The sequence below is a fragment of the Paraburkholderia sp. RL17-381-BIF-C genome (assembly GCF_046026435.1).
Classification (GTDB): Bacteria; Pseudomonadota; Gammaproteobacteria; order Burkholderiales; family Burkholderiaceae; genus Paraburkholderia.
Genome location: NZ_JARESX010000034.1, coordinates 1 through 13,192, shown reverse-complemented (window position 1 = coordinate 13,192; position 13,192 = coordinate 1). Strand labels below are relative to the sequence as shown.

At 64.2% G+C, this 13,192-nt stretch carries 13 protein-coding genes; 11 read left to right on the top strand and 2 right to left on the bottom strand.

The window, feature by feature from the left end:
- Positions 1–66: 66 nt before the first annotated feature.
- A complete protein-coding gene (groES, locus tag P0D70_RS21055) occupies positions 67–357 on the top strand; it encodes a co-chaperone GroES (RefSeq protein WP_007178996.1) in 291 nt (96 codons plus the stop codon).
- Positions 358–411: 54 nt separating this feature from the next.
- Positions 412–2,052 (top strand): chaperonin GroEL, encoded by a 1,641-nt coding sequence (gene groL, locus P0D70_RS21050; RefSeq protein WP_091796573.1) that lies wholly within the window; start codon positions 412–414, stop codon positions 2,050–2,052.
- A 173-nt stretch (positions 2,053–2,225) separates the two neighbouring features.
- On the opposite strand, the gene P0D70_RS21045 is transcribed toward groL, so the two are convergent.
- Positions 2,226–3,086: a hydroxymethylpyrimidine/phosphomethylpyrimidine kinase gene (locus tag P0D70_RS21045; RefSeq protein ID WP_408185912.1), complete on the bottom strand. Its 861-nt coding sequence runs from the start codon at positions 3,084–3,086 to the stop codon at positions 2,226–2,228.
- A 290-nt stretch (positions 3,087–3,376) separates the two neighbouring features.
- On the opposite strand from P0D70_RS21045, the gene P0D70_RS21040 reads away from it, so the two are divergent.
- The 8 genes from P0D70_RS21040 (at position 3,377) to P0D70_RS21005 (ending at position 10,589) form a co-directional block, all read left to right on the top strand.
- A complete protein-coding gene (locus P0D70_RS21040) occupies positions 3,377–3,547 on the top strand; it encodes a rubredoxin (RefSeq protein ID WP_006047743.1) in 171 nt (56 codons plus the stop codon).
- A gap of 269 nt (positions 3,548–3,816) precedes the next feature.
- Positions 3,817–5,229 carry a FimL-related protein gene (locus P0D70_RS21035; protein ID WP_408185911.1) on the top strand — a complete coding sequence of 471 codons (1,413 nt, stop codon included), beginning with the start codon at positions 3,817–3,819 and terminating at the stop codon, positions 5,227–5,229.
- A 252-nt stretch (positions 5,230–5,481) separates the two neighbouring features.
- Positions 5,482–6,060: a YqgE/AlgH family protein gene (locus P0D70_RS21030; protein WP_007178990.1), complete on the top strand. Its 579-nt coding sequence runs from the start codon at positions 5,482–5,484 to the stop codon at positions 6,058–6,060.
- Entirely contained in the window at positions 6,057–6,497 is a 441-nt protein-coding gene (gene ruvX / locus P0D70_RS21025; RefSeq protein ID WP_408185910.1) for a Holliday junction resolvase RuvX, read from the top strand. Before P0D70_RS21030 ends, ruvX begins: the two co-directional genes overlap by 4 nt.
- The gene (gene pyrR, locus P0D70_RS21020) at positions 6,484–7,038 is read left to right on the top strand and encodes a bifunctional pyr operon transcriptional regulator/uracil phosphoribosyltransferase PyrR (RefSeq protein WP_408185909.1); all 555 of its coding nucleotides are present in this window, start codon (positions 6,484–6,486) and stop codon (positions 7,036–7,038) included. The genes ruvX and pyrR overlap by 14 nt, the downstream gene beginning before the upstream one ends.
- A gap of 196 nt (positions 7,039–7,234) precedes the next feature.
- Positions 7,235–8,260 carry an aspartate carbamoyltransferase catalytic subunit gene (locus P0D70_RS21015; RefSeq protein WP_012431924.1) on the top strand — a complete coding sequence of 342 codons (1,026 nt, stop codon included), beginning with the start codon at positions 7,235–7,237 and terminating at the stop codon, positions 8,258–8,260.
- A 126-nt stretch (positions 8,261–8,386) separates the two neighbouring features.
- The gene (locus P0D70_RS21010) at positions 8,387–9,667 is read left to right on the top strand and encodes a dihydroorotase (RefSeq protein ID WP_408185908.1); all 1,281 of its coding nucleotides are present in this window, start codon (positions 8,387–8,389) and stop codon (positions 9,665–9,667) included.
- A gap of 61 nt (positions 9,668–9,728) precedes the next feature.
- Entirely contained in the window at positions 9,729–10,589 is an 861-nt protein-coding gene (locus P0D70_RS21005; protein WP_408185907.1) for a lysophospholipid acyltransferase family protein, read from the top strand.
- A gap of 141 nt (positions 10,590–10,730) precedes the next feature.
- Here P0D70_RS21005 and P0D70_RS21000 read toward each other — a convergent pair whose 3' ends face one another.
- Complete coding sequence (locus P0D70_RS21000) at positions 10,731–11,609, bottom strand: symmetrical bis(5'-nucleosyl)-tetraphosphatase (protein ID WP_095420179.1); 879 nt, start codon at positions 11,607–11,609, stop codon at positions 10,731–10,733.
- A gap of 204 nt (positions 11,610–11,813) precedes the next feature.
- Here P0D70_RS21000 and P0D70_RS20995 point away from each other — a divergent pair, with 204 nt between their 5' ends.
- Complete coding sequence (locus P0D70_RS20995) at positions 11,814–12,725, top strand: GDP-mannose 4,6-dehydratase (protein ID WP_408185906.1); 912 nt, start codon at positions 11,814–11,816, stop codon at positions 12,723–12,725.
- Positions 12,726–13,192 lie beyond the last annotated feature (467 nt).

Genomic DNA, 13,192 nt, shown 5'->3' with positions numbered 1-13,192 from the left:
CGCCGGTTGGCTCAGCCAGCCGGGTTTTCTCAGCGTTCTTCAGTCTCAATCAAGAGAGGAGTATGTATGAACCTTCGTCCTTTGCATGATCGCGTGATCGTCAAACGTCTGGATCAAGAAACCAAGACTGCGTCGGGCATCGTGATCCCCGAAGCCGCAGCGGAAAAGCCGGATCAAGGCGAAATCCTGGCAGTCGGCCCGGGCAAGCGTGACGATAAGGGTGCCCAGATCGCACTCGACGTGAAGGTTGGTGACCGCGTCCTGTTCGGCAAGTACGCAGGCCAGACCGTCAAGGTCGACGGCAACGAACTGCTCGTGATGCGCGAAGAAGACATCATGGCCGTGGTGCAGAAGTAAGCGCAACCCGCTACTTTTCCCGGTCATATCCCAAAGAATTCAAGGAGTTAGAAGATGGCAGCTAAAGACGTCGTATTCGGTGATTCCGCCCGTGCCAAGATGGTTGAAGGCGTGAACATCCTCGCGAACGCTGTGAAGGTCACGCTGGGCCCGAAGGGTCGCAACGTTGTGCTGGAACGCAGCTTCGGCGGCCCGACGGTCACCAAGGACGGTGTGTCGGTCGCGAAAGAGATCGAACTGAAAGACAAGCTCCAGAACATGGGCGCGCAAATGGTCAAGGAAGTGGCTTCCAAGACCAGCGACAACGCAGGTGACGGCACCACGACCGCAACGGTCCTGGCTCAGTCGATCGTCCGCGAAGGCATGAAGTACGTTGCATCGGGCATGAACCCGATGGACCTGAAGCGCGGTATCGACAAGGCTGTGACGGCCGCAATCGAAGAGCTGCGCAAGATCAGCAAGCCGTGCACGACCAACAAGGAAATCGCACAAGTTGGCGCGATTTCGGCAAACAGCGACTCGTCGATCGGCGATCGTATCGCTGAAGCGATGGACAAGGTCGGCAAGGAAGGCGTGATCACCGTCGAAGACGGCAAGTCGCTGCAAGACGAGCTGGACGTTGTCGAAGGTATGCAATTCGACCGCGGCTACCTGTCGCCGTACTTCATCAACAACCCGGACAAGCAAGTCGCCGTGTTGGAGAACCCGTTCGTGCTGCTGCACGACAAGAAGGTGTCGAACATCCGTGATCTGCTGCCGGTCCTGGAACAAGTCGCTAAGGCTGGCCGTCCGCTGCTGATCATCGCAGAAGACGTCGAAGGCGAAGCACTGGCAACGCTGGTTGTGAACAACATCCGCGGCATCCTGAAGACTGTTGCTGTCAAGGCTCCGGGCTTCGGCGATCGTCGTAAGGCCATGCTGGAAGACATCGCGATCCTGACCGGCGGTCAAGTCATCGCTGAAGAAACCGGCCTGACGCTCGAAAAGGCAACGCTGGCTGAACTGGGCCAGGCGAAGCGTATCGAAGTGGGCAAGGAAAACACCACGATCATCGACGGCGCTGGCGAAGCTGCGAACATCGAAGCACGTGTGAAGCAAGTTCGCACGCAAATCGAAGAAGCAACGTCGGACTACGACCGTGAAAAGCTGCAAGAGCGCGTTGCCAAGCTGGCAGGCGGTGTTGCAGTGATCAAGGTCGGCGCTGCGACCGAAGTCGAAATGAAGGAAAAGAAGGCACGTGTCGAAGACGCACTGCACGCAACGCGCGCAGCTGTGGAAGAAGGCATCGTGGCAGGTGGCGGCGTCGCGCTGATCCGCGCACGTACGGCTATCGCTGGCCTGAAGGGCGCTAACGCCGATCAGGACGCAGGTATCAAGATCGTGCTGCGCGCGATGGAAGAGCCGCTGCGTCAGATCGTCACGAACGGTGGCGAAGAAGCCAGCGTCGTGGTGGCAGCAGTTGCTGCTGGCCAAGGCAACTACGGCTACAACGCAGCAACCGGCGAGTACGTCGACCTGGTCGACGCCGGTGTTGTCGACCCGACGAAGGTGACGCGCACGGCGCTGCAAAACGCAGCTTCGGTCGCAGGTCTCCTGCTGACGACCGACGCAGCTGTTTGCGAACTGCCGAAGGAAGATGCACCGATGGCTGGCGGCATGCCCGGCGGCATGGGCGGCATGGGCATGGACATGTAATTCCGGATCGGGCCTCGTTTCGAGGCCCGGTTGGGAACACATGGGGAAGCGCGCCGCGAGGGGTGCTTCCCAAAAGAAAAAACCCGCAGACAATGCGGGTTTTTTTATGGGCGCTCGCCGTAGACTTAGGCGCCCGGATTACTGAACGCGGCCGGCGAGCCGCGTGCTGGCGCTCAATGCCGCGCTTCGCCCGGCGCCGCGTCCTTGCCCGCCGCGGGCGGCGTATCGTCGTCGCTGCTGCGGGCCCAGAAGAAACGGTCCGGCATATACGCGCCCATGCCCGGCCGGAACGCGTTGCGCACGGCCTGGTACAAATACTCCTGCGCCTCGCGCACGGCTTCAGCAGGCTCCTGGCCGTTCGCCAGCAACGCGGCAATCGCCGAGCCCAACGTATCCGTCAGCCCCATGATCCGGTGGCTGCCACGGTCCCACATGTCCTGACGCAACTGGCCGTCTTCGCTGAAAAGCGTGTTGACGTGGCGGTGCGTGCCGGTCTCCGTCGACAGAATATATTCGCAGCCTTGCGACAGCAGATGCGAGATCGCGGCGTCGAGGCTTGGCGCCTCCGCGTCGCCGTCCGGCTGGGCGAGCGCGAGCAGCGTGGCCGCGTCGGCGACCAGCAAGGTGGTTTGCGGCGCCAGCAGATCGGCGATTGCTTCGCGCAGTTCGTCAGCGGAGAGGACGTGCTCGTCGTCGAGCGTGAAGTCGGGGGCGAGAATCAGCGGAATATCGTCGTAATCAGCGACGACTTCGGCAATCGCGCTCACCACTTCCGCGCGAGTGCAGGCCCCCACCTTGAACGCGGCGATTGGCATGTCTTCGAGCAGCATGCGGGCCTGGGTCGCGACCACTTCGGGGTCGAGCCCGGTAACTTCGTCGCAGCTCGCCGAGTCACGCACGGTGTAGCCCGTCAGCACGGAGACGCCGTGGCAGCCCATGCTGGCAAGGGTCATCAGGTCGGCTTGCAGGCCGGAGCCGCCGGTGGGATCGGAAAGGCCGAAGGTGAGGACGATCGGAGGCGTATCGCTGGGCATGAAGATTGACAAAAAAGAGCTGAATTTGGGCGCAGAGGGTGCGCAATCAGCTCAATTATGCGGCCTAAACCGCCGCCGGGGCGTTTTTTCGCATTCTGCGACGCATTGCGGCAAGCGGGCGGCGGCACGCGCGCGGCATCGCGCCGCAATCACCGTGGCGGCCGACGCAGACGGCATAGTCAAAGGCCGTCGCAGGCTACGATTGCGCGTTTCTGATTGCTAGGCATTGGGGCGGCAACACGGTACCATCATGGCTCCCGTTTCCACGGACTCTACGACGCGACACAAGAATGGAATATCAAAGCTGGATGTGCCTGATTTGCGGCTGGATTTACGACGAAGAAGCCGGTTTGCCGGACGAAGGCATTGCGCCGGGCACCCGCTGGGAAGACGTTCCCATTAACTGGACCTGTCCGGAGTGCGGTGCGCGCAAGGAAGACTTCGAGATGGTCCAGATCTGAAGTTCGGGGGCGGCCGGCATGTCGGCCTTGGGGGGCGCGCCGCGTGTCTGCGGCGCGGCGTTGGCAGGTGTTTCGCGGCCAGCGCGTCGCGCCGGATCGAACGCGCGAGGCGTGCTCTGAAGTGTGCCCCAATGCGTCGATACGGAACGTCCCTGGGCGCGCCGTGTCGCAACGTTAGTCTGTCATTGTCCTGTCGCCGGTTCGCGCGTTAGCCGATCAGTCGGCGCGCGGCGCGAAGCGACGGCCCGTCAGCTTCGTGTCGCCTGCCCATGACCCTTCGATCCGCTGCACCCGTTTCCTTCGACGCTTTGCCGAATCCGCGCGGCGGCGCCGTCCGTCCCGCCGAACTCGCCCTGGCCGAGGCGCTGCTGGCGTTCGAACAGCACAGCGAGAGCACTTCGGCGCTGCTGCGTGCATCACATGCATTGCGTGGAGCCGGCTGGCTCAGCGCGCAGCGCTTCGCCGACGCGCTGGTGCGGCTTTCTCCCCTCGCGGAGGGCGACCCGTCCGACGCGGCAAGCGCGCGGCCCGTCTTCGGCGCGGCTTTACGCGAGTTCCGCGGCGCGCTGGAGCGTCACAATCTGCGCGAGCTGTCCTGTTCGCCCGTTCTGTTCAACCATTACCGGTCACTCTGCACGCACCTGTCCGAGCACACGCCCGGCACTACCGTCGCGTTCGAAGATCTTGCGTTGACCGCGCGGCCGGTGCCGCCCGTCTCGCTTCACGCGCAGTCCGCTGACCAACTGGCGCATCTGCGGGCACGCTATGAGCGCGCGCTCTTGCCGGTGCTGCGCTCGCAGGCGAATACCGGCAGTGCGGCGGCGCTTGCCGTCACCAACGCGGCGCTCGACGAACTGGACGCCGTTTTCAGCGAACTGGCCGGCCCGGACCCCTACGATTTCTGGCGCCTCGCCAAGGCCTGCGCCAAGGCCTTGCGGGTCAGCGGCCGGGCCGCGGCGGAAACCGACGCGCGGCGTTTCTACGCGCGTTGCAATCTCGCGCTGGCCGATCATGCGCGCGGGATCCAGCTTGCGCCACGCTCTCTCGTGCGCGCCACGCTCGCGCTGCTGTGGCGCGATTACGCCTTGTTTGGCGCCGCGGCGGAAGACGCCGATCAGGTCGAGGTGCTGCACGACTATGGCTTGACGGTGGACTGGCACGTCGCGGGCACCCAGGCATCGGAAATGCTTTGGGAGGCGGGTGCAGTACAGGCGCAGGCGATCAGCGCGACCCGCAGCGCATTGACGCGCGAATTGGGCGTGCTGACCGTCAATGCGAACGCGTACGAAGATTTTCTGCAGACGGCGGACGCCTCGATCGCCGCGCTGACCGAGCATGCCCGTGCGGCCGACCAGCCGGAGAAGGCCGACCCCAGCGAAGCGCTGCAAGCCGGCGACGCCGCCTACCGTCTCGGCTCCGCCGCGTGCGCGCTGGGTCTCGGCCATGTCGCGCTGCTGGCCGACGCGCTGGGGCTCGCGTGGCGGCGTCGCGCGCATGCCGGTGTGTCGACGCCCGCGGTGCGCGCCCATGTGATCGTCGGCGCACCGGCGGCGAGCACGCTCGAGCAGGCCGCGGAGGCGCTGCGTGCCACGCTGCACAAAGTGGCGGCGGGTGTCGCACCGGCTGGCGGCAATGCCGCGCTGGCCGCGTTGACCCGTTCGATCGAACATGGCGGCGCATGAGCGGCCGCCGTCGCAGGTTCGGCGCGCTGGTCCGTTGGTAAGGCGCCCGCACCGGGCCGCCATGGCGCAACCCGGCGGCACGCAACAGCCGTGCCGCAAAACAGCGCGAAGCCGCACCGTGGCGAGCGCCCGCGTGCGTGATAGAGTGCAACTTGATTCGCCGTCGATGGCTCGCGGCACGCTCCATGGCACACATCGCGGTTCCACGCTCAAAGCCCGCCATCCTGCATCGTCTTTGCTAAAATCCGAACTATGTCCAAGAGTACCGATCGCATCAATCTGACCAACCAGTTCCTGATCGCCATGCCGAACATGGCGGATCCGACGTTTTCAGGAACGGTGGTCTACCTTTGCGATCACAGTGAGCGCGGCGCGCTCGGCCTCGTGATCAACCGGCCGACCGATATCGACCTGCAAGCGCTCTTCAGTCGCATCGATCTCAAGCTCGAGATCGAACCCCTTCTCCATGTACCCGTGTATTTCGGCGGCCCGGTGCAAACCGAGCGCGGCTTCGTGCTGCACGATCCGAAAGACGGCAATGCGTACACCTCGTCCATGTCGGTGCCGGGCGGTCTCGAGATGACCACGTCGAAAGACGTGCTCGAAGCCGTGGCGAGCGGCACGGGTCCCGAACGTTTCCTGCTCACGCTCGGCCATGCCGGCTGGGGGGCGGGGCAGCTCGAAGAAGAGATTTCGAAAAACGGCTGGCTGACGGTCGAAGCCGACCCGAAAATCGTCTTCGACGTGCCCGCCGAAGAGCGTCTCGAAGCCGCATTGGCGCTTCTGGGCATCAACCTGTCCATGCTCTCGGGCGAGGCGGGTCACGCATGAGCCTGCCGGCCGGACGTGAGGCGACGCTGCTTGCGTTCGACTACGGTGAAAAACGCATCGGCGTGGCGGTCGGCAATTCGCTGACGAAGAGCGCGCGGCCGCTCGTGATCGTGCAGAATCGCAGCCGCGAATACCGGTTCGAAGCGGTTGGCAAACTGATCGCCGAATGGAAGCCGGACGCCTTGATTGTCGGCTTGCCGATGCATCCGGACGGCACGCCGCACGAAATGACGCAACTCGCGAAGCGCTTCGGCAATCAGCTGAACGGCCGCTTCAATCTCCCGGTCACGTGGATCGACGAACGCTATTCGTCGGTCGAGGCGAAGGCGGAAATCCGCGCCGGCAACGGCCGCGCCGACATGCTCGACGCCGAAGCCGCGAGCATCATCCTCCAGCAATATCTAGACGGACTTTCCGACGATCATGAGTTCCATTGACGCCGAAGCGCTTTATCGCGCGTTGCTCGACCAGATTCGCGCGGTGTACGGCGACAAGCTCGGCGCCGCACAAGACGGCACTGAAGGCGCCGTGCTGGCCGGCATCTATAGCGGCGGCGCGTGGCTTGCGCAACGGCTCGCGAGCGACCTGAACCTGCCGAGCTTCGGCGTGGTGAACGTTGCGCTGCATCGCGACGATTACGCGAAGAAGGGCCTGCATTCGCAGGCAAGCCCGACCTCGCTGCCGTTTTCGGTCGACGGCCGCCATATCGTGCTGGTCGACGACGTGCTGTACACCGGCCGCACGATTCGCGCGGCGCTCAACGAGCTGTACGACTACGGCCGCCCGGCGTCGGTCGAACTGGCGGTGCTCGCCGATCGTGGCGGGCGCGAATTGCCGGTGGCGGCGCGCTTTGTCGGCGGCGTGGTGAACGTTCCTGCCGACGCCACGCTCGTGCTGGCCCGCACGGACGGCGGCGAAGCAGGCGGCGCGCCTCATTCGCAAGGTTTTACTTTTCACACAGAAGCACGCGTCGATTGAATGCGGCGCGAGGTGCGCGAGCCGCGCATCGAACCCGTGGCCATTGGCGCATCGCATCGAGCCATCCCACGCCACGCAAACCGGATTTTTCGAGCCGGTCGCCGCAGCCTCGTGCGCGAAGACCGGTTCGGGATGGTCACACGCAGTCAGCATCGACACCGATCACGTTGAAGCCCGTATTTGAAGCAGGTAAATCATGAACACCGCCACCCAGGCTCCCAAGGATTCCGCCGATAGCGCCACCGAGCGCTTCCGTTATGGCTTCCTGAAGGGCAACCCGCAGCTCACGAAAAACGGCGAGCTCAAACATCTGTTGTCGATCGAGGGCTTGCCGAAGGCGATCGTCAATCACATTCTCGACACCGCCGACCAGTTCGTCAGCGTGACCGATCGCGAAGTGAAGAAGGTGCCGCTATTGCGCGGCAAGTCGGTGTTCAACCTGTTCTTCGAGAACTCGACGCGCACCCGCACCACCTTCGAGATCGCGGCGACGCGTTTGTCCGCCGACGTGCTGAATCTGAACATCAACGCGTCGTCGACCAGCAAGGGCGAGTCGCTGCTCGACACGATCAACAACCTCTCGGCAATGCACGCCGACATGTTTGTCGTGCGCCACGCGTCGAGCGGCGCGCCGTATCTGATCGCCCAGCATTGCGCGCCGCACGTGCACGTGATCAATGCCGGCGACGGCCGTCATGCGCACCCCACGCAGGGGCTGCTCGACATGTACACGATCCGCCACTACAAGAAGGATTTCACAAAGCTGCGCGTGGCGATCGTCGGCGATATTCTGCACTCGCGGGTCGCGCGTTCGGACATTCACGCGCTGACCACGCTCGGCGTGCCGGAAGTGCGCGCAATCGGTCCGCGCACGCTGCTGCCGGGCGGCCTCGAACAGATGGGCGTGCGCGTGTTTCACAACCTCGACGAAGGCCTGAAGGACGTCGACGTGATCATCATGCTGCGTCTGCAGAACGAGCGCATGAGCGGCGCATTGCTGCCGTCGGCGCAGGAGTACTTCAAGAGCTGGGGCTTGACGCCCGAGCGTCTCGCGCTCGCCGCGCCCGACGCGATCGTGATGCATCCGGGCCCGATGAATCGCGGCGTCGAAATCGATTCGCAAGTGGCCGACGGCCCGCAATCGGTGATTCTGAACCAGGTGACCTTCGGCATCGCGGTGCGCATGGCGGTGATGGGGATCGTCGCGGGCAATCACGACTAATTCCGAAAGACGCTCGGTCCGCCGTCACGCATGGGCGTCACGGCGCGGCGTCCCGAAAGCACAGTGCGGACACGCGGCATATCACGCGGAACGTAGCTGAACGTTAGGCTGAACATAAGGCAGCGCATGAAGATTCATATTCAAGGCGGCACGCTGATCGATCCGGCAGCGGGCACCGAACAGCAGCAGGACATTTTTATCGCAGCGGGCAAGATCGTCGCCATCGGCAACGCGCCCGCGGACTTCAACGCGGCGAAGACGATCGACGCCCGCGGCCTCTGTGTCGTGCCGGGGCTGGTCGATCTGTCCGCGCGTTTGCGCGAACCAGGCTACGAACACAAGGCGACGCTCGAATCCGAAATGGCCGCGGCGCTCGCCGGCGGCGTGACGAGCCTCGTCTGTCCGCCGGACACCGATCCGACGCTCGATGAACCGGGCCTCGTCGAGATGCTCAAGTTCCGGGCGCGCAATCTGAACCAGGCGCACGTCTATCCGCTCGGCGCGCTCACGGTCGGCCTCAAAGGCCAGGTGATCACCGAGATGGTCGAGCTGACGGAGGCGGGCTGCATCGGCTTTTCGCAGGCCGACGTGCCGGTGGTCGATACGCAGGTGCTGATGCGCGCGCTGCAATACGCGAAGACCTACGGCTACACCGTGTGGCTGCGTCCGGTGGACGCGTATCTCGGCAAGGGCGGCGTGGCCGCGAGCGGCGCGCTGGCGTCGCGATTGGGGCTGTCGGGCGTGCCGGTGTCGGCGGAAACCATCGCTCTGCACACCATCTTCGAGCTGGTGCGTGTGACGGGCGCGCGGGTGCATCTGTCGCACGTCTCGTCGGCGGCGGGGATTGCGCTGATGCGTGCCGCGAAGGCGGAGGGCTTGCCGGTCTCGTGCGATGTCACCGTGAATCACGTGCATCTGATCGACCTCGATATCGGTTACTTCGACGCGCAGTTCCGGCTCGATCCGCCATTGCGCCAACAGCGCGATCGCGAAGCGATCCGCGCGGGTCTGGTCGACGGCACGATCGACGCGATCTGCTCCGACCACACGCCGGTCGACGACGACGAAAAGCTGCTGCCGTTCGCCGAAGCGACGCCCGGGGCGACCGGGCTGGAGCTGTTCCTGTCGCTGACGGTGAAGTGGGCCGACGAAGCGGGCGTGCCGCTCGCCAAGGCGCTGAATCGCATCACCACGGCGCCGGCCGACGTGCTCAAGCTGGAAGCGGCGGGGCGTATCGCCGTGGGCGGCGTGGCCGATCTCTGCGTGTTTGATCGCAACGCGCATTGGCGCGTCGAGCCGCGTGCGTTGAAGAGCCAGGGGCACAACACGCCGTTCCTCGGCTACGAGTTGCCGGCGCGCGTGCGTGCGACCATCGTGTCCGGTCACGTCGCATTCGAACAGCGCTAATGTCCGCAGCATTGGGCCGTTTAGCGGCCCCCTCATTGGCTCGTTAAGGAACGCCCCGACCATGAAGCTCGCGTTACGCAAGGCCCGCCTCGTCGCTCATCTGCTGCACGGCATGTGGATCGTGGCGACGCGCTTTCCCAAAGCCGGCGCCGACGTGCGGCACGCGCTCAATCGCGAATGGTCGCTGAAGATGTTGCGCCTGTGCGGCATGCGGCTCGTCGTGCATAACGACAGCGAGCGGCTCGACCGCGGCGCGCTGGTGGTCGCCAACCACATTTCGTGGATCGACATTTACGTGATCAACGCGTGGCGTCCCACGCCGTTTGTCTCGAAGGCCGAAATCCGGCAATGGCCGGTGGTCGGCTGGCTCGCGCAGCAGCTGGACACGGTGTTCATTCAGCGCGAGAAGCGCAGCGACGCGAAGCGGATCATGCACGAACTGTCCGACCGTCTCGGTGCAGGCGAATTGATGTGCGTGTTTCCCGAGGGCACCACGTCCAATGGACTCGCGGTGCTGCCGTTTCACGCGAACATGTTTCAGGCTGCCGTCTCGGCGTGCGTGCCGGTGCAGCCGCTGTGCATCATGTATGAGGACGCGCAGGGCCGGCAGTCCACCGCGCCGGCCTATATCGACGATCTGTCGCTCGCCGATTCGTTGAATCTGCTGCTGCGTGGCGGACCATTGACCGCGCATGTCTACGTGGGCGCGCCGCTCGCGCCGGGGGCGGACCGTCGCACGCTGGCGGCGGAGGCGGAAGGCGTGATTGCGCAGGCGTTGCGGCAGATGCAAAGCGGCGCCGCGGTGAGCGGCGCGGTGATCGTGGAGCGGGGTGCCACACCCGCCTCCACGGTAACGTCGATCGAAGTGGCCGATCAGGCGAATCAGGTTAGTGAGGTCGATCAATCAGGGCGTTCGGCCTAACGGCGTTGGGCCGGGTCGCTGCGCTTATGTGGCGCCCCTGGTTGGCGCGCTCGATTGCCGCTCCTGGTTGTCTTCCTCACTTGCCCGCGCGTAATTGTGGCGCTTAGTGGCTGCCCTTAGTGACCGCCCTTAGTGACTGCCTTAGTTGCCGCCGCCCGGCGCACGACAGTTATCGCAATCGACCTGCGTCAGCGTGCGTTCCGCGGGATTCCGCGCGAGTCGCACGGCAGACAGTTTTTCACCCCACACGCAGCCTGAGTCGAGTCCGATCAGGTTGTCGCGCAAGGTCAAGCCGAGCGCGGCCCAATGACCGAACACGACCGTCACGTCGGCAGTCTCGCGCGACGGCACATCGAACCACGGCATGCAACCGGGCGGCGCCGCGTTCAGGCCGCCGCTGCTGCTGAAATCCATCGCGCCTTCGGCGTTGCAGAAGCGCAGTCGCGTCAACGCGCTGCACGTCAGGCGCAGCCGCTCGATGCCCTTCAGTCCCGGCTTCCACCGGTTCGGCTCATTGCCGTACAAACCGGCGAGCGTCTCCTTCCAGTTCGGCGCGCGCAGGGCGCGCTGCAATTCGTCGGCGAGTTCGAGCGTCATGGTCGCATCCCACTGCGGCAGAACGCCGGCATGGACCATCAGCATGCCGTTGTCGAAGTGCGCGAGCGGACGGTGCCGGACCCATTCGAGCAGGTCGGCGGCATCCGGCGCGGCGAGAATCTCGTCGATCGTGTCGCCTTTCTTCGACTTGCGAATCCCCGCTGACACCGACAGCAGGTGCAGATCGTGATTGCCCAGCACCGGCACCGCGCGCTCGCCCAGCGCGATCACGTCGCGCAGCGTGGCGAGCGACTCTGCGCCGCGGTTGATCAGGTCGCCCGCGAACCACAGCGGCGTGCCGGCCGGCGGCGCCGCCTTGGCGAGCAGTTGCTGGAACGGCGTGCGGCAACCTTGCAGATCCCCGAACGCGAGCGGGACCGGGTGCTGGGCGGAGGAAGCGAAAGACGGAGTGGCGGGTGTCATCGAGGAAATAAGGGCGGTTTGATACATGCTGTTACGCACGAGGCGTGCCGCGTTGGGCAGTGCAGCATGCTAGCGTGACATAATAGCCCGTTTGAAGTGCCCGTATCGCGTCAGGCGGCGCAAGACGCCGCCGGCAAGCGCCCCGGCGAACGGCGCGCGCGATATTGCAGCACAACACGATGACCCTCGTGAACGGAGAACAGCATGTCGTCTTTTCATGCGCAGCAACCCATCCGTACGCTCGTAACCGGCGCGAGCGGCTTCACTGGCCGCTATCTGGTCGATAACCTGCTCGGCCGAGGCCACACTGTGATCGAAACGGTCGCCGGGCGCAACGAGCCGGAAACGCCCACTCGCGTGAGGCTCGACATCACGTCGCCGGACGCCTGCCGGCGCGCGATCGAGATTGCGCGCCCCGACTACATCGTCCATCTGGCTGCAATCAGCTTCGTGGGCCATAACGATCCGCTCGACTTTTACCGCGTCAACGTGCTCGGCACGTTGAATCTGCTGGAGGCTTGCGCCGCCGTGGGTCACACGCCGCGCAAGCTGTTGATTGCGAGCAGCGCGAACGTCTACGGCAATGTGACGAGCGACGCGATCGACGAGAGTTTTCCGGTCACGCCGGTCAATCACTACGCCGCCAGCAAGGCGGCGATGGAAACCATGGTGCGGACCTGGTTCGACCGGCTGCCGATCCTGATCGTGCGGCCGTTCAACTACACCGGCCGCGGCCAGGCATCGAACTTCCTCGTGCCGAAGATCGTCGAGCACTTTGCGCGCCGTGAACCGTCGATTGAACTCGGCAATATCGATGTTGCGCGCGATTTCTCCGACGTGCGCTACGTGGCGAGCGCCTATGAAGCGCTGCTCGACTCCGAAGCCGCCGCCGAGACAGTCAATGTCTGTACCGGCACTCCCTTCACATTGCGCGAAATCCTCTCAGCGGCAAGCGACCTGACCGGGCACGAACTCGAGATCCAGATCAACCCCGCCTTCGTGCGGCAAACCGATGTGAAGATGCTGGCCGGTTCGCCCGCCAGGTTGCGCACGCTCGTGCCGAAAGTCGAGGCGATTCCGTTCATGGATACGCTGCGCTGGATGCTTGCGGCCTAAGCGGCCGCATCTACGTCCGTCTGCTGTTCTTTTTGAGTCGTGGTGACGTGCGACTTTCGTTCGCGTATAAACAATCGTAATGCGTCGCGTGTGAGCGGCTGATTTGATCAGACTTGTGCAGCGTTTGACTCGCGTTGCCCCCGGTGCAACCCCTTGATTCAGGCCGCTGGACATTTCATCGGCACAATGGTTCGACATACTTGCGACCGCTTGCCGCGGCATTCGCCGTCAAACTAACGGTCGAATTAAGAGATGGAAACCAAATTTGTCAAGCTGTTTCAAGTTGTTAGGGTTCTAGTTTTTAACCTTGGCCGCTTTATAATCGGGGCTTCATAAGATTGGCGTTTGAGCGCCTGCCCGCGCTGCGAGGGGCGGGGCGGGCGTCGACAAAAATTCCGCACCACAACGCGCGGTAGCAGGTCAGCGAACCATTTTCGACCTGCCGCCAACATCTAGAAGGGAATTTC